At 65.5% G+C, this 24,142-nt stretch carries 17 protein-coding genes; 8 read left to right on the forward strand and 9 right to left on the reverse strand.

The genetic code is table 11. The annotated features are described in order from the left end of the window. Position 1: 1 nt before the first annotated feature. Positions 2-241 carry a hypothetical protein gene (locus AC5P57_RS10050; RefSeq protein WP_142806340.1) on the reverse strand — a complete coding sequence of 80 codons (240 nt, stop codon included), beginning with the start codon at positions 239-241 and terminating at the stop codon, positions 2-4. 367 nt (positions 242-608) lie between these two features. Between AC5P57_RS10050 and AC5P57_RS10055 the strand changes: the two genes are divergently transcribed. The 5 genes from AC5P57_RS10055 (at position 609) to AC5P57_RS10075 (ending at position 4,584) form a co-directional block, all read left to right on the forward strand. After that, positions 609-1,196 (forward strand): glutathione peroxidase, encoded by a 588-nt coding sequence (locus AC5P57_RS10055; RefSeq protein WP_099552399.1) that lies wholly within the window; start codon positions 609-611, stop codon positions 1,194-1,196. A gap of 96 nt (positions 1,197-1,292) precedes the next feature. Continuing rightward, entirely contained in the window at positions 1,293-2,270 is a 978-nt protein-coding gene (locus AC5P57_RS10060; RefSeq protein WP_262234856.1) for an FKBP-type peptidyl-prolyl cis-trans isomerase, read from the forward strand. 23 nt (positions 2,271-2,293) lie between these two features. After that, positions 2,294-3,643 carry a UDP-glucose dehydrogenase family protein gene (locus tag AC5P57_RS10065; protein WP_099552391.1) on the forward strand — a complete coding sequence of 450 codons (1,350 nt, stop codon included), beginning with the start codon at positions 2,294-2,296 and terminating at the stop codon, positions 3,641-3,643. Further along, positions 3,636-3,878 (forward strand): SlyX family protein, encoded by a 243-nt coding sequence (locus tag AC5P57_RS10070; RefSeq protein WP_005410256.1) that lies wholly within the window; start codon positions 3,636-3,638, stop codon positions 3,876-3,878. Before AC5P57_RS10065 ends, AC5P57_RS10070 begins: the two co-directional genes overlap by 8 nt. A 10-nt stretch (positions 3,879-3,888) precedes the next feature. Then, a complete protein-coding gene (locus AC5P57_RS10075) occupies positions 3,889-4,584 on the forward strand; it encodes a DUF2058 domain-containing protein (RefSeq protein ID WP_142806338.1) in 696 nt (231 codons plus the stop codon). Positions 4,585-4,632: 48 nt separating this feature from the next. On the opposite strand, the gene AC5P57_RS10080 is transcribed toward AC5P57_RS10075, so the two are convergent. From AC5P57_RS10080 to AC5P57_RS10095, 4 genes are all read right to left on the reverse strand, one after another. Beyond that, entirely contained in the window at positions 4,633-5,820 is a 1,188-nt protein-coding gene (locus AC5P57_RS10080; RefSeq protein WP_262234857.1) for an MFS transporter, read from the reverse strand. Between the two features lie 85 nt (positions 5,821-5,905). Next, positions 5,906-8,590 carry a methionine synthase gene (gene metH, locus AC5P57_RS10085; protein WP_262234858.1) on the reverse strand — a complete coding sequence of 895 codons (2,685 nt, stop codon included), beginning with the start codon at positions 8,588-8,590 and terminating at the stop codon, positions 5,906-5,908. Between the two features lie 57 nt (positions 8,591-8,647). Further along, positions 8,648-9,739 (reverse strand): homocysteine S-methyltransferase family protein, encoded by a 1,092-nt coding sequence (locus AC5P57_RS10090; RefSeq protein ID WP_099552387.1) that lies wholly within the window; start codon positions 9,737-9,739, stop codon positions 8,648-8,650. A 13-nt stretch (positions 9,740-9,752) separates the two neighbouring features. Next, positions 9,753-10,682 (reverse strand): ArsR/SmtB family transcription factor, encoded by a 930-nt coding sequence (locus AC5P57_RS10095; protein ID WP_014037755.1) that lies wholly within the window; start codon positions 10,680-10,682, stop codon positions 9,753-9,755. 153 nt (positions 10,683-10,835) lie between these two features. On the opposite strand from AC5P57_RS10095, the gene AC5P57_RS10100 reads away from it, so the two are divergent. Continuing rightward, positions 10,836-11,984, forward strand: coding sequence for an acyl-CoA dehydrogenase family protein (locus AC5P57_RS10100; protein WP_099552385.1), 1,149 nt, complete (start codon positions 10,836-10,838; stop codon positions 11,982-11,984). Positions 11,985-12,029: 45 nt separating this feature from the next. Here the strand turns inward: AC5P57_RS10100 and AC5P57_RS10105 are convergent, their stop codons facing one another. Next, positions 12,030-12,947 carry a hypothetical protein gene (locus tag AC5P57_RS10105; RefSeq protein WP_262234859.1) on the reverse strand — a complete coding sequence of 306 codons (918 nt, stop codon included), beginning with the start codon at positions 12,945-12,947 and terminating at the stop codon, positions 12,030-12,032. 287 nt (positions 12,948-13,234) lie between these two features. Here AC5P57_RS10105 and AC5P57_RS10110 point away from each other — a divergent pair, with 287 nt between their 5' ends. Beyond that, the gene (locus tag AC5P57_RS10110; RefSeq protein WP_099552383.1) at positions 13,235-13,528 is read left to right on the forward strand and encodes a hypothetical protein; all 294 of its coding nucleotides are present in this window, start codon (positions 13,235-13,237) and stop codon (positions 13,526-13,528) included. Between the two features lie 152 nt (positions 13,529-13,680). Here AC5P57_RS10110 and AC5P57_RS10115 read toward each other — a convergent pair whose 3' ends face one another. Genes AC5P57_RS10115 through AC5P57_RS10125 form a run of 3 tightly spaced genes read right to left on the reverse strand, consistent with a single transcriptional unit; the run spans position 13,681 to position 18,791 of the window. Continuing rightward, entirely contained in the window at positions 13,681-16,854 is a 3,174-nt protein-coding gene (locus tag AC5P57_RS10115) for a multidrug efflux RND transporter permease subunit (protein ID WP_262234860.1), read from the reverse strand. 15 nt (positions 16,855-16,869) lie between these two features. After that, complete coding sequence (locus tag AC5P57_RS10120) at positions 16,870-18,135, reverse strand: efflux RND transporter periplasmic adaptor subunit (protein ID WP_099552381.1); 1,266 nt, start codon at positions 18,133-18,135, stop codon at positions 16,870-16,872. Next, complete coding sequence (locus tag AC5P57_RS10125; RefSeq protein ID WP_049428357.1) at positions 18,135-18,791, reverse strand: TetR/AcrR family transcriptional regulator; 657 nt, start codon at positions 18,789-18,791, stop codon at positions 18,135-18,137. Before AC5P57_RS10125 ends, AC5P57_RS10120 begins: the two co-directional genes overlap by 1 nt. Positions 18,792-19,041: 250 nt before the next feature. Here AC5P57_RS10125 and AC5P57_RS10130 point away from each other — a divergent pair, with 250 nt between their 5' ends. Beyond that, positions 19,042-24,018: an NAD-glutamate dehydrogenase gene (locus AC5P57_RS10130; RefSeq protein WP_262234861.1), complete on the forward strand. Its 4,977-nt coding sequence runs from the start codon at positions 19,042-19,044 to the stop codon at positions 24,016-24,018. The last annotated feature ends 124 nt before the right edge of the window (positions 24,019-24,142 follow it).

The following is a 24,142-nucleotide window of genomic DNA, read 5'->3' on the forward strand; positions in this document are numbered from 1 at the left end:
TTCAGCTCCGTGGGGTCAGCGGCTGGGCGAACGAGAAATACGGCATGGACAGGGAGCTGTGCAGCCGACGCGGGGGAGGGGGGGAGGGAGCAGTGGCGTTCCCTGCCGGCGAGGCGGTCGCGTCCTGCGCACTGTCAGCGGAGTCGGAGAAGCTGGGCGCGGCCAACCAGGCCAGCACGATCAGGGTCGAAACGGCAGCGGCCGCAGGTGCGGTGAGGTTGCGACGGATCCGGACGTTCATGGCTTCCCCCTGTCTCAGGTGACTGGTGTTGTATGCAACTATAACACCGGCACGCCCAGGTGCAACCCCCTGCCGTCCCCAACTGATGGCAGGGGTGGTCAAAGTGCTGAAATAATCACTTACATCGTTGATTTAAAAAGAAAATAAAATTGTCGCCTGGGGCGATCCAGTGCGGCCTTCCATTCAGCGATGTCCATACCATGTCATCCCTTCGCCATCGAAGATCGGCGAAGGGCGTAGCCGCCACGCCGCGCAAAGCCTGGGTCGCCCCCTGCCATCTGGGCCATTGAAGCCCGGTGCTATAGTTCGGCCGATTCCCGGCCGCTGCTGGCCGGGCCCTGTGAATGGCTACCGCGGACCGCTCCTGATGCCCCTGTCGACCGTTTCTCCGCGCCGCCTGCGCGGCCTGTCCCTGCTGGCCCTGATGGTGGCCGGTGTCGCCGGTTCCGCCAGCGCCCTGGCCGCCGACCTGCTCGACCTGGACTACCGGCCGCTGGCCAGCAAGCAGCAGGTCAACCTGCAGCAGCGCTATCACGGCCAGGTGCTGCTGGTGGTCAATACCGCCAGCAAGTGCGGCTACACCCCGCAGTACGAAGGACTGGAGGCGCTGCAGAAGCGCTACGCAGGCCGTGGTTTTGCGGTGCTCGGTTTCCCCTCCAATGATTTCAAGGGGCAGGAGCCGGGCGACGAGAAGCAGATCCAGGATTTCTGCACGCTCACCTACGGGGTCAAGTTCCCGATGTTCGAGAAGGTGCATGTGGTCGGTGCGGAGGCGACGCCGCTCTATCAGCGGTTGACGGCGGCCACCGGCGTGGCACCGGGCTGGAATTTCCACAAGTACCTCGTCGGCCGCGATGGCAAGGTCATCGCCCAGTTCGCCAGCAAGGTGACGCCGGATGATCCGCAGCTGACCGCGGCCATCGACAAGGCGCTGGCTGCAGCCGCCACTCATTGATATCCGGCACGGATGCCTCGACATCGACGGCATGCGTGCGACAATGTTTCTTTTCGCGCCGACGTCGGCGCCCAGACACTTCCAGGAATGCAGCGAATGAAGATGGGAATGCGCGGCGCCGCGGCGTCGGTTCTGATTCTGGCGATGGGCACTTCGGGTGTCGCTCTGTCGCAACAACCGGCTGCCCCCGCAGCCGCCAAGGAGACCGCAACCTTGAATTCCCCCAAGCAGAAGCTCGGCTACGCCATCGGCCTGGACGTGGCCAAGTCGTTCACCCCGATCGCCGATGAGATCGACGTGGCCGCGCTGCGTACCGCCGTGGAGCGTTCGTTCGAAGGCCTGCAGCCGCAGATCACCCAGGAACAGGCCAAGGCCACCGACGCGGCCCTGCGCCAGGTCGTGATGGCCCGCAGCGGCCAGCAGGTGCCGGGCTTGGCGCCGGGTTCGCAGCCGCCGAAGGTCGACCGCGTCAAGGTGTCGCAGATGATCGGTTCCTACTCGGTGGGCCCGTCGCTGGCGCAGCTGAAGGACGACATCGACGTTGCCTCGCTGTTTGACGCGATCAGCACCGGCCTGAGCAAGGGTCAGCCGAAGATGACGGAAGCTGACGCGACCGCCACCATCCAGGCCTTCATGGGCAGCAAGCAGGCTGAAATGCAGGCCAAGGCTGCCGCTGCTGCGCAGACCAACCGTGAGGAAGGCAATGCCTTCCTGGCCAAGAACAAGACCCAGCCGGGCGTCGTGACGACTGCTTCGGGCCTGCAGTACCAGATCATCCGCCCGGGCAGCGGCGAGCGCCCGCTGCCGAGCAGCAAGGTGCGCGTGAACTATGAAGGCAAGCTGCTCAACGGCACCGTGTTCGACAGTTCCTATGGTCGTCAGCCGGCCGAGTTCGGCCTGGACCAGGTGATCAAGGGCTGGACCGAGGGCGTTGCGCTGATGCCGGTCGGTTCGAAGTACCGCTTCTGGATCCCGGGCAATCTGGCTTATGGCGAGAATGGCACCCCGGGTGGCCCGATCGGCCCGAACGCGACTCTGACGTTCGACGTCGAGCTGCTGGGCGTCCTGCCGTAAGCCACCACGGAGCCTGCACGGACATGCGCGTTGCGATTTTCGGTACCGGTTATGTAGGTCTGGTGACCGGTACCTGCCTGGCCGATGTCGGTCATCAGGTGGTCTGCGTCGATATCGACCAGGCCAAGGTGGATGGCCTCAACCAGGGCATCATCCCGATCTATGAGCCCGGCCTGGAGCCGATGGTGAAGGCCAATCACGCCGCGTTGCGGCTGGCATTCACCACCGATGCCGCGTCCGCGATCGCGCATGGCCAGGTGGTGTTCATCGCCGTTGGTACCCCGCCGGACGAGGACGGCAGTGCCGACCTGCAGTACGTACTGGCCGTGGCCCGTACCATTGGCCGGCACATGAGCGTGCCGACCGTGGTGGTCAACAAGTCGACGGTGCCGGTGGGCACCGCCGACAAGGTGCGTGCCGCCATTGCTGAAGAACTTGCCGCGCGTGGCGCGGACATCGCCTTCGATGTGGTGTCCAACCCGGAATTCCTGAAGGAAGGCGACGCGGTTGCCGACTGCATGCGCCCGGACCGCATCATCATCGGTGCGACCAGCGAGGAGTCGGTGGCGGTGATGCGCCGCCTGTATGCGCCGTTCAACCGCAATCACGACCGCGTGGTGGAAATGGACGTGCGCTCGGCCGAGCTGACCAAGTACGCGGCGAACGCGATGCTGGCGACCAAGATTTCGTTCATGAACGAAATCGCCAACATCGCCGAGCGTGTCGGTGCCGACGTCGAGCAGGTCCGCCAGGGTATCGGTTCGGACCCACGCATCGGCTGGCACTTCATCTATCCGGGTGCCGGTTACGGTGGATCCTGCTTCCCCAAGGACGTGCAGGCGCTGGCCCGCACCGCGCAGCAGCATGGTCTTGAGCCGAAGCTGTTGAACGCGGTGGAAGCGGTCAATGATGCGCAGAAGGGCCACCTGTTCGCCCTCATCCAGCGTCATTACGACAAGGGCGAGGACGAAGGCGTGCGCGGCAGGACTTTTGCCGTGTGGGGCCTGGCATTCAAGCCGAACACCGACGACATGCGTGAAGCCTCCAGCCGTCGCCTGCTGGCCCAGCTGTGGGAAGGCGGTGCCACGGTGCGTGCCTACGACCCGGAAGCGATGCATGAATCGCAGCGCATCTTCGGCGAGCGCGATGACCTGGTGTTCTGCAACAGCGCCGATGAAGCCCTCGAAGGGGCCGACGCGCTGGTGGTGGTTACCGAGTGGAAGCAGTTCCGCAGCCCCGATTTCCAGAAGCTGCGCGAGCAGCTGAAGGACGCGGCGGTGTTCGACGGGCGCAATCTGTACGATCCGGCCGAAGTGGAAGCTGCTGGCCTGGCGTACTACGGCATTGGCCGGGGGCGTTCGTTGCATGTCTGACCTGCTGCCGACCGAGCGCGAGCAGGCGCTGGAAGCGCGCCTGGTCGAACTGGAAATGCGCGTGTCCTTCCAGGAACAGGCGCTTGCCGAATTGAGCGATGCGCTGGCCGATGCGCGCATGCAGGGCATGCGCAACGCCGACGTGCTGCGCGTGCTGCTGGAGGACCTGGGCAAGGTCCGCAACGCACTGAATTCTTCCGATCCGGCGAGCGAACCGCCGCCGCCGCACTACTGATCCGAATCCTATGAGCGATACCCTCCGCGACCAGCTGATGGGCCTGGGCTTCAAGCCGGCGCCCAAGCCCGAGCGCAAGAATGATGGCCCCCGCCGTGATGGCCGCCCGCAGGGCAAGGGTGGCAATGGCAATGGCAATGGAAAGCCGCAGGGCGCAGGCCGGGGCGAGCACAAGCCTGGCGAGCGCCGTGGGCATGGCCCCGGCAAGTCGGGTGGCCCGGGCAAGCCCGGCCAGTTGCGTGGCCCGGGCCCGCAGGGCCCGCGCAAGCCGCGCAGCGCCGAAGAGATGGATCTGGCCAAGGCCTATGCCATCCGTGCCCAGCGCGAGAAGGAAGAGCGCATCGAGACCGAGCGCCTGAAGCAGGAAGAAGCACGCGTGCGCCGCGAGGCGAAGGCCAAGCTGGAAGAACTGCTGAAGGACAAGAGCCTCAATGCCGAGGCGGCCGACATTGCCCGCCACTTCCCGTATGGCGGCAAGATCAAGCGTATCTACGTGACCGCCGAACAGCTGACCGCGCTCAATGCCGGTGAACTGGGCGTGGTCCAGCTCAATGGCCGTTACCTGCTGGTGACCGCCGAAGTGCTGGCACAGTCCGAAGCGGTGTTTGCCGCATCGGTGGCGCTGAAGGTCGACCCGAACGCGCCGGCCGAGGAAGATCCCTACGCGGACCCGCAGTACCAGGTGCCGGACGACCTGGTCTGGTAACTGAACCTGCTGCACGATGAAAACGCCGGGCATTGCCCGGCGTTTTCGTTACCGGGCCCGCGCAATGCTGCGGCGTGCACGGATCAACGGCAGGCTCAGCGCGAAGAAGCACAGAAGGGCGCCGACCAGAGCGAACCCGCTTCCCGCGAGGAAGGCCGTGCGTCCCTCGTCGATCTTCCACAATTGGCCGGCGATGAGCGCGCCCAGCACGCCGCCGACACCGGACGAGAAGCCGTACAGCAGGCCCTGGCCATGGCCGTTGAGGCGACCCGGGAAGTAGGTCGCCAGCATCTGCATCGCCGCCGCGAAGAACGCCGCAAAGCCCAACGCGTGCGCGGTCTGCGCCAGCAGCATCACCGGCAGGTTTTCCGGGAACAGTGCGGTCACCGCCCAGCGCAGGCAGGAGCTGACCAGCGCGATCAGCAGCATCCAGCTGGCGTCGTAGCGGCGGAAGAAGCGACCGATGGTGAAGAACACGCCCACTTCGAACACCACGCCGATGGTCCAGAGCAGGCCGAGCGTGGACGTGCGATAGCCGTGGTGGTCCATGTAGACCGAGAAGAATGTGTAGTACGGGCCGAACGAGAGCTGTTCCATGAAAGCGGCCAGGAAGAACGCCAGCACCGGCGGGCGTCGCACGATCTGCCAGAAGCCGCTGGCATCGCCGCCGGTCCTGCCGATGTCGCGTGCGTAGTGGTTGCTGAAGGCCGAGGCAACCAGCAGGGCGAACAGCGGCAGCATCATCCACGGCAGCAGCCCGGCGCGGCTGGCGGTGCCGTCACCTTCGATCAGCCAGCCGAACAGGGTGACGATGGCGATGAATCCGAGCGAACCCCAGACCCGGATCAGGCCGTAGCGATGGCTGTCGCTGCCGAGATGGGTGAGGGTGATCGATTCGAACTGAGGCATCACCGCGTTGTAGAAGAAGCAGAACACGATCATCGCTGGATACATCCATGGCTGCGGCAGGGGCAGCAGGAATGCGGCGAAGCTGATCAGGGTCAGCACGCAGCCGATGCGCAGCAGGCGGATCGGCCGCGGCGAGGCCGCCGCCAGCGAGGTCCAGGCGCTGGGCGCGATTACGCGGGTGGCATACCACAGGCCCATCATCACGCTGATGGCGGTCACGCTCATGCCGCGCGCGGTCAGGAACAGGCTCCAGTACGGAGTGAACGCGCCCAGCGCCGCGTAGTAGAACAGGTAGAAGCTGGACAGGCGGGCAACGGGAACGGTCATCGCGGAATGATGAGGCAAAAAGGGGACGGAGGGGATTAAGTCGCTTATGCACAAACGACTTAATCCCCTCCGTCCCCTTTTTGTGTCATTCGGGGTCGTAGTCGAGGTTGGAGGCCAGCCAGCGTTCGGCCTGGGCACGGTCCACGCCCTTGCGCCGGGCGTAGTCGCTGACCTGCTCGCGGCTGAGGCGCCCGACCACGAAATACTGGCTTTGCGGATGGCTGAAGTAGTAACCCGACACTGCGGCGGTCGGCAGCATCGCGAAGCTTTCAGTCAGTTCCATGCCAGCGTTGGCCTCGGCCTGCAGCAGATCGAACAGTCGGCGTTTCTCGCTGTGCTCGGGGCACGCCGGATAGCCGGGGGCCGGGCGGATGCCACGGTACTGCTCATCGATCAGGGCCTCGTTGTCCAGCGTCTCGGCCCGGGCGTAACCCCAGAATTCGATGCGCACGCGCTGGTGCAGGCGCTCGGCCAGCGCTTCGGCGAAGCGGTCGGCCAGGGCCTTCAGCAGGATCGCGTTGTAGTCGTCATGCTCGGCTTCGAAGCGCGCGACATGCGCGTCGATGCCGATGCCGGCGGTGACCGCGAATGCGCCGATCCAGTCGTCCCGGCCGCTGTCGGCCGGTGCAATGAAATCGGCCAGGCAGAAATCCGGGCGCTCGGCCGGCTTGTCCACCTGCTGGCGCAGGAAGTGCAGGGTGGTTTCGCCCTGCGGGTGCTGCACGCGCACATCGTCGCCGATGCTGCTGGCCGGCCACAGGCCGAACACCGCCTTGGCGGTCAGCCACTTCTCGCCGACGATGCGGTCGAGCATCGTGCGGGCGTCCTTGTACAGATCGCTGGCCTGGGTGCCGATGATCTCGTCGGTGAGGATGGCCGGGAACTTGCCGGCCAGCTCCCACGCCTGGAAGAACGGCGTCCAGTCGATGTAGTCCACCAGCTCGGCCAGCGGATAGTCATCGAACACGTGCAGGCCCGGCTGCTTCGGTGCGGGCGGCGTGTAGCTGTCCCAGTCGCCTTGGAATTTCTGCCCGCGTGCGTGCTCCAGCGATACCAGGCGCTTGGCATCGCCACGGTTGCGATGACGCGCACGGATCTCGGCATAGTCGGCCTCGTTGGCGGCAACGAAGGCGTCGCGCAGGTCGCGCGAGATCAGCGACTGGGCCACGCCGACCGCGCGCGAAGCATCCTTCACCCAGACCGTCGGCGCGTGGTAATGCGGGTCGATCTTCAGTGCGGTGTGCGCGCGTGAGGTGGTCGCGCCACCGATCAGCAGCGGAAGGTCGAAGCCCTGTCGCTGCATCTCGCGGGCGACGTGGCTCATCTCCTCCAGTGATGGAGTGATCAGGCCGGACAGGCCGATCAGGTCGGCGTTGTGTTCGCGCGCGGCATCGAGGATCTTCTGTGCCGGAACCATCACGCCCAGGTCGACCACCTCGAAGTTGTTGCAGGCCAGGACCACGCCGACGATGTTTTTGCCGATGTCATGCACATCGCCCTTCACCGTGGCCATGATGATCTTGCCGTTGCTCTTGGCGGTGTCGCCACTGCGCGCCTTTTCCGCTTCGATGTACGGCAGCAGGTAGGCCACCGCCTTCTTCATCACGCGCGCGGATTTCACCACCTGCGGCAGGAACATCTTGCCGGCGCCGAACAGGTCGCCGACCACGTTCATGCCGTCCATCAGCGGGCCTTCGATCACGTCCAGCGGGCGGCTGGAGGTCTGACGGGCGAGCTCGGTGTCTTCCTCTACGAAGGCATCCAGGCCGTGCACCAGCGCGTGCGCCAGGCGCTGCGCCACCGGCTTCTCGCGCCAGGCCAGGTCCTCGGTCTTCGCTGCGCCCTTCCTGCCCTTGTAGCGCTCGGCGATTTCCAGCAGGCGCTCGGTGGCGTCGCTGCGGCGGTTGAGGATCACATCCTCCACGCGCTCGCGCAGCTCCGGCTCCAGCTCGTCGTAGATCGGCATGGCACCGGCATTGACAATGCCCATGTCCATGCCGGCGGCGATCGCGTGGTACAGGAAGACCGAGTGGATGGCCTGGCGTACCGTTTCGTTGCCACGGAACGAGAACGACACGTTGGAGACGCCGCCGGACACATGGCAGTGCGGCAGTGTCTGCTTGATGATGCGGGTGGCTTCGATGAAGTCCACCGCATAGTTGTCGTGCTCTTCGATGCCGGTGGCGACGGCGAAGATGTTCGGATCGAAGATGATGTCCTGCGGCGGGAAGCCGATCTCGTCGACCAGGATGCGGTAGGCGCGGGTGCAGATCTCGACCTTGCGCGCGCAGGTATCGGCCTGGCCGCTTTCATCGAAGGCCATCACCACCGCAGCTGCGCCATAGCGCAGCACCTTGCGTGCATGCTCGCGGAACAGCGCCTCGCCTTCCTTCAGCGAGATCGAGTTGACCACGCTCTTGCCCTGCAGGCACTTCAGGCCGGCCTCGATCACGCTCCACTTGGAGGAGTCGACCATCACCGGGATGCGCGCGATGTCCGGCTCGGACATGATCAGGTTGAGGTAGCGGGTCATCGCCGCTTCCGAATCGATCAGGCCCTCGTCCATGTTGACGTCGAGGATCTGCGCGCCGCTGGCCACCTGCTGGCGGGCCACGTCCACCGCCTCCTCGTAGCGGCCTTCCTTGATCAGCTTGCGGAACTGTGCGCTGCCGGTGACGTTGGTGCGTTCGCCGACGTTGATGAACAGCAGGTCCGGGGTGATGACCAGGGGTTCCAGGCCGGACAGGCGGGTAGGGCGGACAGGCGTCATGGCAGGCGTCGGCTCAACAGCAGTAGGGCGGGAAGTGCGGGACGGTGGCGGCAACGTTCATGCGGCCTGCTCCCGGGTGCCGGGCAGCGCGCGCGGCGACAGCCCGGCCATGGCATTGGCAATCGCACGGATATGGTCGGGCGTGGAGCCGCAGCAGCCACCGACCAGGTTCAGCAGGCCATCTTCGGCGAAGCCTCGCAGGGTGCTGGCCATGTCCTCCGGCGTCTCGTCGTACTCGCCGAAGGCATTGGGCAGGCCGGCATTGGGGTGTGCGCTGACGTAACAGTCGGCGACCTGTGCAAGGGTTTCCACGTGCGGGCGCATCGCATCGGCGCCCAGCGCGCAGTTCAGTCCGATCGACAGCGGCCGTGCATGCGCCAGCGACGCATGGAACGCTTCGGCCGTCTGCCCGGACAGGGTGCGTCCGGACGCGTCGGTGATGGTGCCGGAGATCATCACCGGCAAGCGCGCGCCGCGCGCATCGAACGCTTCCTCCAGCGCATACAGCGCCGCCTTGGCGTTGAGCGTGTCGAAGATGGTCTCGACCATGATGGTGTCGGCGCCGCCATCGATCAGGCCGTCGATGGCTTCGCGATAGGTGTCGCGCAGCTCGTCGAAGCTGGTGTTGCGGAAGCCGGGATCGTTGACGTCAGGGCTGATCGAGGCGGTGCGGCTGGTCGGCCCGATCACCCCGATCACGAAGCGCGGTTTGCCCGGTGTGGTTGCGGCCACCGTATCGCAGCAGGCCCGTGCCACTGCAGCGCCCGCCTTGTTCAACTCGTACACCAGGTGTTCGAGGTGGTAGTCGGCCTGGCTGACCGACGTGGCGTTGAAGGTGTTGGTCTCGACCAGATCCGCGCCCGCTTCCAGGTAGGCGGTGTGGATGTCGGCGACGATCTGCGGCCGGGTCAGCAGCAGCAGGTCGTTGTTGCCCTTCAGGTCATGTCCTTCCGGCGCCGCATGGTCGCAGCCCGGGCCGTGCGCGTGGTCGTAGCCACCGGCGAAGCGCTCGCCGCGGTAGTCGTCTTCCTGCAGGCCATGGCGCTGGATCATCGTTCCCATCGCGCCGTCGATGATCAGGATCCGATCGCGCAGGGCGTCGAGCAGGGCGTTGGCGCGGTCAGGGTGCAACCAGGGCAGGGTGGACATGGCGATTTCCGGCTCAGGGCTTGTTGGCGATCAGCGAGATCACTTCGAAGTGCGGCGGGCGCTTTTCGCGGGTGACCGTCTCCAGGCTCGAGACCTGCAGGCCGGCCTTGTCGACGAATTTGCGCAGTTCCTTGTCGCTGAAGCCGAGGTTGACGTGGCCATAGGCCTCCACGGCCGCCTTGTGCTCATGACGGGCCAGGCTGCACAGCAGCAGGCGCCCCCCCGGGCGCAGCACGCGCGCGGCTTCGGTCACCGCCTGCGCCGGCTTGCTGGCATAGGTCAGCGCGTGCATCAGCACCACCAGGTCGAAGCTGCCGTCCTTGAACGGCAGCGCATGCATGTCGCCCTCGCGCACTTCCACATTGGGCAGGCGACGCAGCCGCTCGCTGGCCGCGGCGACCACGCGCGCGCTGGTGTCGATGCAGATATAGCGCTTGGCATGCGGGGCCACCAGTTCGGCCAGCACGCCGTCGCCGGAAGCGATGTCCAGCACGTCGCCGGTTTCCAGCAGCGGCAGCGCGGTACGCGCCAGCGCCTCCCAGGTCCGTCCGGGAGAGTAGTGGCGTTCCATGTCGCCGGCCACGCTGTCGGCCCAGTTCTGGTCGGAGGCACGGTGGGCCAGCACCGCGGCCACGCGCTCGGCATCCTGGCGCAGCAGCGGGTCGTCGCTTCCGTTGCTCAATGCATGCCACAATGCACGCTGCGCCGGGTCCAGCTGGGCTTCGTCGAAGCGGTAATAGGCCGACACGCCGGCGCGGCGGTCGCGAACCAGGCCGGCTTCCTTCAGGCGCGCCAGATGGGTGGACACGCGCGGCTGAGCCAGTCGGGTGATCGCCGACAGTTCGGCCACGGTCAGTTCCTCCTGCTCCAGCAGCGCCAGCAGGCGCACGCGGGTGGCATCGGCGAACACCTTCAGGCGGGTCGACCAATCTTCAAGATCCATAAATATCTACCTATCGCGATATAGAGATATATTCGCTGAGAAGGCCTGCCGCGGTCAAGTCGCTGGCGTACGGAAGCCGCCGGGCCCCGGTACAATCGGTGCACCTGGGCGCGCCCTGCGCGGCCCATAACATCATGTACCCGGGAGGGTGTTGTGGATTTCAGCTTTACTGAAGAGCAGTTGATGTTGCAGGACGTCGCGCGGCGCATCGCGCAGGAAAAGATCGCCCCCAGCGCGGAGCATCATGACCGTACCGGCGAGTTCCCGCTGGACAACATCCGCCTGCTGGGCGAGAACGGCCTGATGGGTATCGAAGTGCCCACCGAATACGGTGGTGCGGGCATGGACCCGGTTGCGTACGTGCTGGCGATGGTGGAGGTCGCCGCCGCCGACGCAGCCCATTCGACCATCATGTCGGTCAACAATTCGCTGTTCTGCAACGGCATCCTCACTCACGGTACCGAGCAGCAGAAGCAGACCTACGTGCGTGCCATCGCCGAAGGCACGGCCATCGGCGCGTTCGCGCTGACCGAGCCGCAGTCCGGTTCCGATGCCACCGCCATGCGTTGCCGCGCGGTGAAGCAGGCCGACGGCACCTTCGTCATCAATGGCAAGAAGAGCTGGATCACCTCCGGCCCGGTGGCCAAGTACATCGTGCTGTTCGCGATGAGCGAGCCGGACAAGGGCGCGCGCGGCATCACCGCCTTCATCATCGATACCGACAAGGCCGGTTTCGGTCGTGGCAAGACCGAGCCCAAGCTGGGCATCCGTGCCTCGGCCACCTGCGAGATCGAGTTCAACGACTATGTGGCGCAGGCCGAAGACGTGCTGGGCCAGGAAGGCGAGGGCTTCAAGATCGCCATGAGCGTGCTCGACGCGGGCCGCATCGGTATCGCCTCGCAGGCCATCGGCATCGCCCGTGCCGCCTATGAAGCGACCCTGGAGTACGTGAAGGAGCGCAAGGCGTTCGGCGCGGCCATCGGTACCTTCCAGATGACCCAGGCCAAGATCGCCGACATGAAGTGCAAGCTGGACGCAGCGCTGCTGCTGACCCTGCGGGCGGCGTGGGTGAAGGGCCAGGGCAAGCGCTTCAGCACCGAAGCGGCGGTGGCCAAGCTGACCGCTTCGGAAGCCGCGATGTGGATCACCCACCAGGCCGTGCAGATCCATGGCGGCATGGGCTATTCAAAGGAAATGCCGCTGGAGCGTTACTTCCGTGATGCCAAGATCACCGAGATCTACGAAGGCACCTCGGAGATCCAGCGCCTGGTGATCGCCCGCAACGAGACCGGGCTGCGCTGATGGACACGACGGGGCGGCGATTGCCGCCCCGTATCGCTGGTGCGATCAACGTGGCAATCGGCAGACGATATCCCTTCCATTCCATTCACAGACGACCTGCAGCGACTCAGGTGGAGCACCCGGGAACATGTTCACCCCATAGAGGCGCCCGGAGTCGACCCATCGATCCAGATCGTCCCGGCTGTTGAAGTTGTAGATGCCGGCGAAGTGTTGGGCCAGGCCGGGGCTGGTTGCCGCGCCGTCGGGAATCATGTTGCCATTGGCGTCCTTGCTCTCGCCCTGCACGTATTTGGCGGTGTCCACTGACGAGGGGACGATGACCAGCGTGGTCTTCGAGCCATCGCGCCAGGTGATCCTGTAGAGTGCACTGTCGATTCCCAGGGCCTTGCTGACGAAGCTCAGGCCGATCGAGGACAGGAATGTCGCCATGCTGTTCCAGGCCCTCGACGATGTCGTGGCGCCGGTGAATGCCTTGCCCATGGCGCTCTCCAGTCTGAAACGCTCGGTTGCCATCTGCACGACATCGTAGGCATTGAGGTTCCTGTGTTCTTCCGGGAATCGTATGCCGTTGGCCGATTGCGGGTCATCCGGATGCACTTCGAACTGGGCACCTCTGCCTGCCGTCTGCCGCGAGGCGAACTGAGTGATCGGCACATTGTTGTCGAGCATGCCCATGATCCGGTTGAAGGATGCACTGATCGATTCGGGAATCTGCGCCCTTGTTGCGCGATAGCGGCGCAGCTCGCGATCGTATTCCACGTCGAAGCCATGGATCCGGCGCTGTTGGAAGTCGGCGACGATGGTGGGCCCCGTTCCCGAGGACAGCGCCAGCGCGCGTGGATCGCGACAGTTGTCGCAGACGAGGACGCCTGCCGCATGGGCGTCCTGGATGCTGCTGGCCGCGAAGAGGGCGCCAAGCAGCAGGGCGGGACGGCTGAAGAGTCGTAGTGGTGCTCTTTCCATGAACGGTCTCCTGGACGGCATCGGATCGATTGCCTTGGAGGTATCTGGATAGCAACGATCCGGGCGTGCCGCACTTCTGCGCGCCCATGAATCCAAAGCGGGGGACTTCTGCGAAACCGGTAGACGCCTTGAGCGCCTCGGTGTCGGGGACTCCCACCGCTGCAGTGGAAGGGGCTTTCCGGTACAGGCCATATGCGACCGGTCTCTGGGCAGTCGGCAGGCCAACGATCAATTGGCATTCCGGCTCGATGATCGCAGAATGCCCGGCCGTTCATGGACACCACCACATGCTCATCTATCGAGGCGCAGGGCTGCTGACCCTGCTCACGCCGATTGCTGCCGTGCTGCTCATCCTGGTTCTGTTCCCCGATCCTGCGGTGGGTCGGGGCAATACGTCACTCGGCCAGGTCCTGTTGGCGTTCGGCCTTGGCTCGGCAATCAATACAGTGCTGGGTTTCGTGCTCAATCGAAAGCCGCGTGCACATGGCCAGCATGCTCCGCATCACTTCTTCTTCCTGCCGATGCAATGGCCTGCGATGGCGGTTGTGGCCGTGTGCGTGGTGGTGGCGCTGCTGCGCTGAGACGTTGCCCGAACAGCGCCAACCAAGGTTGGCGGCTACCGGGCATGCCGTTGCCCTGGTAGATGCCAACCTTGGTTGGCATGGATTCAAATGTGGCAAGAAAAAAGGCCCCGGATCGCTCCGGGGCCTTTTCGTTTCAGCTCACCGCCGGATCAACGATCCGGACGATGCGCGGATTCCGCGTCGCGCTGGCGTTCCAGGAACTCCTTGGAAGGTTCATCCAGCTTGTCACCCAGCATGCGGCGCACGACCACGAAGAACACCGGGATCATCAGCAGGCCGAGCAGGGTGGCGAACAGCATGCCGCCGATCACGCCGGTACCGATGGCGTGGCGGGAGTTGGCGCCGGCGCCGGTGGAGATCGCCATCGGGATCACGCCCATGATGAACGCGAACGAGGTCATCAGGATCGGGCGGAAACGCAGGCGGGCCGCCTCGATGGTGGCATCGCGCAGGTTCTTGCCGGCTGCACGCTGCTCCACCGCGAACTCCACGATCAGGATCGCGTTCTTCGCTGCCAGGCCGATCACGGTGATCAGGCCGATCTTGAAGAACAGGTCGTTGGGCAGGCCACGCAGCATCGACAGGCCGAGTGCACCGAGCACGCCCAGCGGCACCACCAGCAGCACCGCCACCGGGATCGACCAGCTTTCATACAGCGCGGCCAGGCACAGGAACACCACCACGATGGACAGCACCAGCAGCAGGGTCGCGGCGTTGCCGGCCAGGATTTCCTGGTAGGACATGCCCGACCAGTCGTAGCCGAAGCCGGCCGGCAGGTCGTCGTTGACGATGCCTTCCATGGTCTGCATCGCTTCGCCCGAGCTGGTGCCCGGCGCCTGCGAACCGACGATGTTGATCGCCGAGTAGCCGTTGTAGCGGCTCAGCGACGGCGGCGCGGATACCCACTCGGACTTGACCACCGTGTTGAGCGGGATCATCGCGTTGGTGCCGTCGGCATTGGTGGTCAGGCTGGACGGGCTGTAGAAGCTCTTCAGCGACTCCTGGCCGGTGCGGTACGGGCCATCAGCCTGCATGGTCACGCGCTTGATGCGGCCTTCGTAGAAGAAGTCGTTCACGTACACCGGGGCCAGCATCAGCTGGATGGTGCTGTACACGTCCGACACCGACATGCCCATGGACTGCGCCTGCACGCGGTCCACGTGCAGCTGCAGCTGCGGCGCGTTTTCCAGGCCGTTCGGGCGCACGCCGACCAGGTGGTCCGGCTTCTGCGCGGCCTGGCCGAGCAGGATGTTCCGGGCCTGGGTCAGCTGCTCGTAACCGGCACCGCTACGGTCCTGCAGCCACATGTCGAAACCACCGAACTGGCCAAGGCCCTGCACGGTGGGCAGGTTGACCACGAAGATCTGCGCTTCCTTGATGCCGTAGAGCGCGCCATTCATGTTCTGGATGAACTCCGGCGCGGTGAACTTGCGTTCCTCCCACGGCTTCAGGCGGATGAAGCCCATGCCCACGTTCTCGCCGGAACCGACGAAGCTGAAGCCGGCCACCTGCAGCATGCCTTCATAGCCATCCTGCTTTTCCAGGATGCCACGCATCTGCGCGAACACTTCGTTGGTCTGGCCCTTGGTCGAGCCCGGCGGCAGCTGCACGATCGCCAATGCATAGCCCTGGTCTTCTTCCGGCAGGAAGCTGCCCGGCATGCGGGTGAACAGGAAGCCGCACAGAGCGGTCAATACCACGAACAGGATCATCCAGCGCGGCGCATGGCGCACCGCCGAGGTGATGTGGCCCACATAGGTGTGGCTGATCTTGTCGTAGTACTTGTTGAAGGTGCGGTAGATGATGTTCGGGTTGTCGTTGTGCGTCGGCTTGAGGAAGGTCGCGCACAGCGCCGGGGTGAAGCCCAGGGCCAGGAACGCCGAGAACGCCATCGAGATGGCGATGGTCAGCGCGAACTGCTTGTAGATCTCACCGGCGGCGCCGCCCTGCAGGGCGGACGGAATGAACACCGCAGCCAGTACGACGGTGATCGCCACCACCGCGCCGGTGATCTGGGTCATCGCCTTCTGCGTGGCCGGCTTCGGCGCCAGGCCCTCCTCGGTCATGATGCGTTCGACGTTCTCGATCACCACGATCGCGTCATCGACCACGATGCCGATCGCCAGCACCATCGCGAACAGGGTCAGCTGGTTGATCGTGAAGCCGATCATCCACATGCCCAGGAAGGTGCCGAGCAGGGCCACCGGGATGACCAGGGTCGGGATCAGGGTGGCGCGGAAGTTCTGCAGGAAGATCAGCATCACCAGGAACACCAGGAACACTGCTTCGAACAGGGTCTTGACCACTTCCTGGATCGAGATCTTGACGAAGGTGGTGCTGTCGTACGGCGAGAACCAGGTCACGCCGGACGGGAAGCTGGGCTGCAGCTCGTCCATCTTGGCGCGCACCGCATCGGCCACGTTCAGGGCGTTGGCGCCCGGCAGCAGCTGGATGGCGAAGGCGCCGGTCGGCTTGCCGTTGTACTGGGTGTCGAAGCCGTAGTTGTTGGCACCGAAGGCAACGCGGGCGATGTCCTTCAGCAGCACCCGCGAGCCGTCAGGATTCGCGCGCAGGATGATGTTCTCGAACTCCTGCGGCGAGCTGAAGCGGCCTTCGGCCGAGACCGTGGCGGTGAAGTGCTGGCCTTCCGGCGACGGGTCCGAACCCAGCGCACCGGCGGCGAACTGCACGTTCTGCGCGCGCACTGCCGCCAGCACCTGGCTGGCCGACAGGCCGTAGCCCTGCATCTTTTCCGGGTTCAGCCAGATGTTCATGGCGTACTCGGAACCAAACTGCTGGGTGCTGCCGACGCCGGGGATGCGCGAGACCTGGTCGAGCACGCGCGAACCGACGATATCGTTCAGGGCATCACGGTTGATGGCCGGCGTATCGGACTGCAGCGCGATCACCATCAGGAAGCCGGCATTGGCCTTGGCCACCACCACGCCCTGCTGGGTCACTTCCGAAGGCAGTCGGGGCGTGGCCAGCGAGACCTTGTTCTGCACCTGCACCTGGGCGATGTCCGGATCGGTACCGGTCTCGAAGGTCAGGGTGATCTGCGCACGGCCGTTGGAGGCGGACGAGGAACTGAAATACAGCAGGTGATCGATACCGGTCAGCTGCTGCTCGATCACCTGGGTAACCGATTTTTCCGTGGTGTCGGCACTGGCGCCCGGGTAGGTCGCCGAGACGGTGACCTGCGGCGGGGCGATGTTGGGATAGGACTCCACGCCCAGGTTGAGGATCGCGATCACGCCGCTGAGCGAGATCAGGATCGCAACCACCCAGGCGAAGACTGGATGTTCGATGAAAAATTTAGGCATGACGGAAGGTTCCCGTTACTGCTTGTTCGAATCGGTGGCGGCCGGCTTGGCCGCATCGGCCTGCTCGGGCTTGGCCGCGTCGGCTGGTGCCTTGCCTGCGGCCGGTGCTGCACCTGCCGGCGCGCCGCCTGCGGCAGGCTTGCCGTTGGCGTCCTGGCCAGGGGTCCACGGCTTGGCCACCGCCGGTGCACCTTCCTTGACCTTCTGCACGCCGGCCACGATCACCTTGTCACCGGCGGCCAGGCCGTCGCTGACCAGCCAGTTGCCGTTCTGCGCGCCGTCGGTCTTGACGTTCTTGCGAACGACCTTGCCATCGGCGCCCACCACCATCACGTAGCCGCCGGTGGTGTCACGCAGCAGCGCCTGCTGCGGCACCAGGTAGGCGTTGTTGCGCTCGCCCAGGTTGGCCTGGAAGCTGACGAAGGCACCCGGCAGCAGGATCTGCTGCGGGTTCGGCAGCAGCGCACGCAGCGACACCGCGCCGGTGGCCGGGTCGACCGTGGTCGAGGAGAAGTCCAGGGTGCCCGGCTCGCTGTAGGTGCTGCCATCGGCCAGCTTGACGCTGACGGTGGCCTTGCCGTCACCGGACAGTGCCAGCGCACCCTTGGCCTGCTGCGCGCGCAGCTGGCTCAGTTCGTCCACGCTCAGCGAGAAGTTCACGTACAGCGGATCGAGCTGGTCGACGGTGGTCAGCAGGGTCACGTCGCCCTGGCCGACCAGCGCGCCCTCGGTGACCTGCTGCTTGTTGGCCACGCCGCTGATCGGTGCGGTCACTTCGGTGTAGCCCAGGCTGATGCGCGAAGAGGTCACCGCCGCCTCGGCCTGCTTGACCGCGGCCAGCGCGGTGCGCTCGGCCGATTCAGCGTTGTCCAGGTCGGACTTGGAGACGAACTGCTGCGGCGCCAGGGAGCGGGCGCGATCAGCGGCCACCTTGGCATTGGCATAGGTGGCGCGGGCCGAGGCCAGCTGTGCTTCGGAGGCGTTGAGCGAGGCGCGCAGCGGGGCCGGGTCGATCAGGAACAGGGTCTGGCCCTGCTTGACCTGCGAGCCTTCCTGGTAGACGCGCTTGAGCAGCACGCCCGGCACGCGCGCGCGCACGTCGGCGCTGCGGAACGGCGACAGGCGGCCGACCAGCTCGCGCTGCAGCGGCAGGGTCTGCGGCTTGGCGTCGATCACGCCCACCTCCGGCGGCGGGGGCATCTGCTGTTCCGGCTTCTTGCAGGCAGCCAGCGCGACAGCAACGGCGCACGTCAAGGCAAGGGTGCGGAGTGGGGCGGTCATCAGGAGGAACTCCGGGGTTGGTTTGTAGGCGGGGCCGGCAACGGCTGTGGCGCGAATGCGCGCAGGAAGCTGTCGACGGAGAACTCTGCCCAGCGCCGACGCAGCAGCGCGTCATCACGATGGGGGGTATGGAAGCGCTGTTTGTCGAAATCCTGACCGGCGATCATGCTCAGCAGCAGTTCGGCCATGAAGTGCGGGTCGTCATGCCGGAGCTGGCCGCGCATGCAAACGGTTTCAATCCATTCAGCAAGATGAAGCGTCAGCGCGCCGGCCCCATGCCGGTACAGCGTACGCGCCTCTTCGGGAAACTGGGCCGCGTCGGCAGCGATCAGCCGGCAGGCCTGTCCTACGTGCGGTTGGTTGAAATGCTCCAGGAAGTCGGTGGCGAACTGGAGCAGGCTGGCACGCAGGTCGTCAGTGCGGAGTGCACGGACCATGGCGCCGGTGGCGTGGCCGACATGGCGCTGCATCACCCGGCGCAACAGATCCTGCTTGCTGCCATAGCGCGAGTACAGGGTCTGCTTGGAGCAGCCGGCGTGCTGGGCCACCGCCTCCATGCTCATCTGCATGCCCTGCTGGGCCAGCAGTTCGCGTACGGCGTCGAACACGCGCTCATCGCGTGCATCGAGGGCAACGGGGAGGTAGGCCGGGTTCACGCGGTGGACTATACCGTCCAGTTCAGGATTGTGGAATCGCATCGGCGTCGCCGCGTGTGTCTTCCGGTAACACGTTTTGCCGATCCTGTCGGCAGTGCTGAAACAGGCGCCAGCACCATACCGGTGCGAACTGAATAGGCGTCTAAACCGCAGCAAACCCGAATCTGCTTATTCCGTCCTGCAGCAAGGCCTTTTCGTGCGGTAGGGCTACAATTTCATTTTCCCAACTGAGCAAGCGCATCGCTCTGCCATGAAACCGCAAAAAACCGCAGCCAAGACCGTGAAAAACAAGACCAAACCAGCAGAGTCGGAGGTCGCAGTGACCGCTGGTTTCTCCCTGGAGCCGGTGTACACGGCATTGCGCAAGCGCTACCCCGCGGCCGCACAGGCCGAAGCAGTGGCGTTCGCCACTGACTTCTACAAGCGCATGGAGTCGGACGAGTTCCCGCACCACAGCGCTGAAGAGTGGGCCGCTCTCGCGGCTGAGACGCTGGAATTCGCCCGTGCCCGCAAGGCCGGCAAGGCCAACGTCCGCGTGTTCAATCCGACCGCGAAGGCCAACGGTTGGGAATCGCCGCACACCGTGCTGCAGATCGTCAACGACGACATGCCGTTCCTGGTCGATACCGTCACCATGTCGCTGGCCGAGCAGGGCGTGGGTGTCCACGTGCTGGGCCACCCGGTGCTGCGCTTCAGCCGCGACAAGGCCGGCAAGCTGGTCAAGGTCGGCGAGGGTGATGCCGAGTCGGTGATGCTGCTGGAGATCGACCGCCAGCCGGCCGAAGCCATGGCCGCCATCGAACAGGCCATCAACAAGGCGCTGGACGAAGTGCGCGCGATCGTGCGCGACTGGCAGCCGATGAAGGACAAGGCGCTGGCGCTGGCCGACGACCTGGGCAAGCGCCAGCTGCCGGTCGACGACGCCTCGCGCAAGGAAGCACAGGAATTCCTGCGCTGGGCCGCCGACAACCACTTCACCTTCTTCGGCTACCGCGAGTACCGCGTCGAGAAGCAGGGCAAGGAAGAAGTGCTGGCGCCGCTGAACGACACTGGCCTGGGCCTGATGCGCGGCAAGGACAAGTCCGCCGCCCGTCCGGTCAAGACCTTGGCCGCGCAGGGCCTGAACGCCACGTCCGGCCTGAAGGACGCGCTGATCCTGACCAAGACCAATGCCCGTTCGCGCGTGCACCGCGCCGGCTACATGGACTACATCGGCGTGCTGGAATTCGACGCCAAGGGCAAGATCATCGGCGAGCAGCGCTTCCTTGGCCTGTTCACCTCCAGCGCCTACAACCGTCGCCCGTGGGAAATCCCGCTGGTGCGCCAGCGCCACGAGCACGTGATGAAGCAGTCGGGCCTGGCCCCGGCCAGCCACAGTGGCAAGGCGCTGCGCCACATCCTGGAAACCCTGCCGCGCGAAGAACTGTTCCAGTCCAGCGAGGACGAACTGTTCCGCACCGCCATGGGCGTGCTGGGCCTGCAGGAGCGCGTGCGCAGCCGCCTGTTCCTGCGCCGCGACAAGTACAGCCGTTTCATTTCCGCGCTGGTCTACCTGCCGCGCGAGCGCTTCAACACCGACGTTCGCCTGCGCATCGAAGCGATGCTGAAGGAAGCGCTGCACGGTGAGTACGTGGACAGCTCGGTGGTGCTGGGCGAATCGCCGCTGGCCCAGGTGCACCTGATCGTGCGCCCGAAGCCGGGTGAAATGCTCGACGTCGATACCGCTGAACTGGAGAAGAAGCTGGCCCAGGTGCTGCGCAACTGGCAGGACGACCTGCGTGAAGCGCTGGTCACCCGCCACGGCGAGAGCGAAGGCCTGCGCATCGCTGCCCGTATCGGCAAGGCGCTGCCGGCCGGCTACATCGAAGACAACAGCACCGCCGTTGCCGCCAACGATGTCAGCCAGCTCGACGCCCTGACCGGCCCGGACGACCTGCGCCTGAGCCTGCAGGCCGTGCCGCGCGAAAGCGGTGACGGCCTGCGCCTGAAGCTGTACCGCCAGCTGGACGACATCCCGCTGTCGGACGCGCTGCCGATGATGGAAAACATGGGCCTGCGCGTGATTGCCGAGCGTCCGTACCGCCTGTCGGTCGACAACGCCCCGGTGTACGTGCAGGACTTCGAGGTCGAATCGACCGCCGGTGCGATTGATGCCGCCAGCGTCGATGAAGCCTTCGGCGAGACCTTCGCCCGCGTCTGGCACGGCGATGCCGAGAACGATGGCTTCAACCGCCTGGTGCTGGCCGCCGGCCTGCACTGGCGCCAGGTCGCCATGCTGCGTGGCTACTGCAAGTACCTCCTGCAGACCGGCGTGCCGTTCTCACAGGCCTACGTGGAAGGCACCTTCGCGCGCTACCCGCTGCTGGCCCGCCTGCTGGTGGAACTGTTCGAAGCGCGCTTCGATCCGGCCACCGGCCATGAAAGCAAGGAAGACATCGCTGCCGGCCAGGCCCAGCTGAAGGCCCACCTCGACGTGCTGGCTGCAGGCGACGACGCCACCCTGAAGGTGCTCAAGACCGTGGTCGACGCCCGCAAGGGTGACCGCGACGCGCAGATGCAGGCCGCGCGCGATGCGCTGCTGAAGCTGATGGACCGCGTGTCCAGCCTGGACGAGGACCGCATCCTGCGCTCGTTCATGGGCGTGATCGACGCGACCCTGCGCACCAGCTACTACCAGACCGATGCCAACGGCCAGCACGGCCACGTCATCAGCTTCAAGTTCGATTCGGCGCTGGTGCCGGACCTGCCGAAGCCGCGCCCATACCGCGAAATCTTCGTCTACGGCCCGCGCGTGGAAGGTACCCACCTGCGCTTCGGTGCCGTTGCCCGTGGCGGCCTGCGCTGGTCGGATCGTCGTGAAGACTTCCGTACCGAAGTGCTGGGCCTGGTCAAGGCGCAGATGGTCAAGAACACCGTCATCGTGCCGGTCGGCGCGAAGGGCGGCTTCTTCGCCAAGACCCCGCCGGTGAACGGCGACCGTGATGCGATCTTCGCCAACGGCGTGGCCTGCTACAAGCTGTTCATCCAGGGCCTGCTGGATATCACCGACAACATCGTCAACAACAAGATCGTGCCGCCGGTGGATGTCGTGCGCCACGACATGGACGATCCGTACCTGGTGGTGGCGGCCGACAAGGGCACCGCGACCTTCTCCGACATCGCCAACGGCCTGGCCATCGCGCACGGCTTCTGGATGGGCGATGCGTTCGCCTCCGGTGGTTCGGTCGGTTACGACCACAAGGGCATGGGCATCACCGCACGCGGTGCGTGGGAGTCGGTCAAGCGCCACTTCCGTGCGCTGGGCCGTGACAGCCAGAGCCAGGACTTCACCGCGGTCGGCGTCGGCGACATGTCCGGCGACGTGTTCGGCAACGGCATGCTGCTGTCGCGCCACATCCGCCTGGTCGCTGCCTTCGATCACCGCCACATCTTCCTGGACCCGAACCCGGATGCGGCCACCACGTTCGTCGAACGTGAGCGCCTGTTCACCGTGCCGCGTTCGAGCTGGGCAGACTACGATGCCAAGCTGATCAGCAAGGGCGGCGGCATCTATCCGCGCAGCCTGAAGTCGATCGAGATCACCCCGCAGGTGCGTGAAGCGCTGGGCCTGGACGACAACGTCAAGGCGCTGTCGCCGAACGATCTGATGAGCGCGATCCTGAAGGCGCCGGTCGACCTGCTGTGGAACGGCGGCATCGGTACCTACGTCAAGGCCGCCAGCGAGCAGCACAGCGATGTCGGCGACCGCGCCAACAACGCGCTGCGCGTGAATGGTGGCGAGCTGCGCTGCAAGGTGGTGGGCGAGGGCGGCAACCTGGGCATGACCCAGCTGGGCCGCATCGAGGCCGCCCAGGCCGGCGTGCTGCTCAACACCGACTTCATCGACAACTCGGCCGGTGTGGACACCTCCGACCACGAAGTCAACATCAAGATCCTGCTCAACGATGTGGTGCGGGCCAAGAAGCTGACCGTCGAGCAGCGCAACAAGCTGCTGGCCTCGATGACCGATGAAGTCGCCGAGCTGGTGCTCAATGACAACTACCGCCAGAACCAGGCACTGAGCCTGATGGAGCGGATGGCGGTCAAGCGCCTGGGTTCCAAGCAGCACTTCATCCGTACCCTGGAACAGCAGGGCCTGCTCGATCGCCAGATCGAGTTCCTGCCGTCCGACGCCGAGCTGTCGCAGCGCAAGGCACGCGGCCAGGGCCTGACCCGTCCGGAACTGTCGGTGCTGCTGTCCTACTCCAAGCTGGTGGCGTTCGCCCAGCTGCTGGATTCGGACATCCCGGAAGATCCGTACCTGTCCAAGGAACTGCAGCGCTACTTCCCGACCCCGCTGCAGAAGAAGTACGCCGACGCGATGGAGCGTCACCGCCTGAAGCGCGAAATCATCGCCACGGCCGTGACCAACCAGACCATCAACCGCATGGGCGCCACCTTCCTGATGCGCATGCAGGAAGACACCGGCCGTTCCATCGCCGAGGTCGCCAAGGCCTACACCATCAGCCGCGAAACGCTGGATGCACGCGCGCTGTGGGCGCAGATCGATGCCCTCGACGGCAAGGTGCCGGAGTCGGTGCAGATCGATGCACTGGAAGTGATCTGGAAGCTGCAGCGTTCGTTCGTGCGTTGGCTGCTGTCGCGCCCGGGTGCGATGCCGGGCATCACCGAAGCGGTCAACCGCTACCAGGGCCCGTTCAACGACATCCGCGTTGCTTCGGGTGTGCTGCCGGATTCGCAGCGTCCGACCTACGAAGCCCTGGTGGCCGAGTGGAAGGAAAAGGGCCTGCCGTCCGCGCTGGCGCAGCAGCTGGCCGAACTGCACTTCCTGGAGCCGGCGTTCGACATCATCGAACTGGCCCGCACCCGCAAGCTGAAGCCGGTGGACGTGTCCAAGGTCCACTTCCGCCTGGGCGATGCCCTGCAGCTGCCGTGGCTGTTCGAGCAGGTCGACGCGCTGGAGGTCAACGGTCGTTGGCACGCCGTGGCACGTGGCGTGCTGCGTGACGAACTGGCGGCCAACCACCGCAACCTGGCCGGCCAGGTGCTGGGCACCAAGGGCAGCAGCGCGGAGGCCAAGGTCGCAGCCTGGATGGGCCGTGACGACAACAGCCTGCGCTTCACCCTGGCGATGCTGGCCGAACTGGCCGAGCAGAAGACCCTGGACTACCCGACCGTCTCGGTCGCGGTGCAGCGCCTGGGCCAGCTGGCGGCACACGGTGCGTAAGTGATGTAGTGCCGGGCGCTGCCCGGCATGCTTGAAACAGAGCGGCCCCGCGAGAGCGGGGCCGTTCTGTTTCTGCCCTTGACCTTTGCGACCACCTGACCCGATGCCGGCCATCCGCCCCACG

This window comes from Stenotrophomonas sp. YJH_SMC_79, assembly GCF_059367995.1.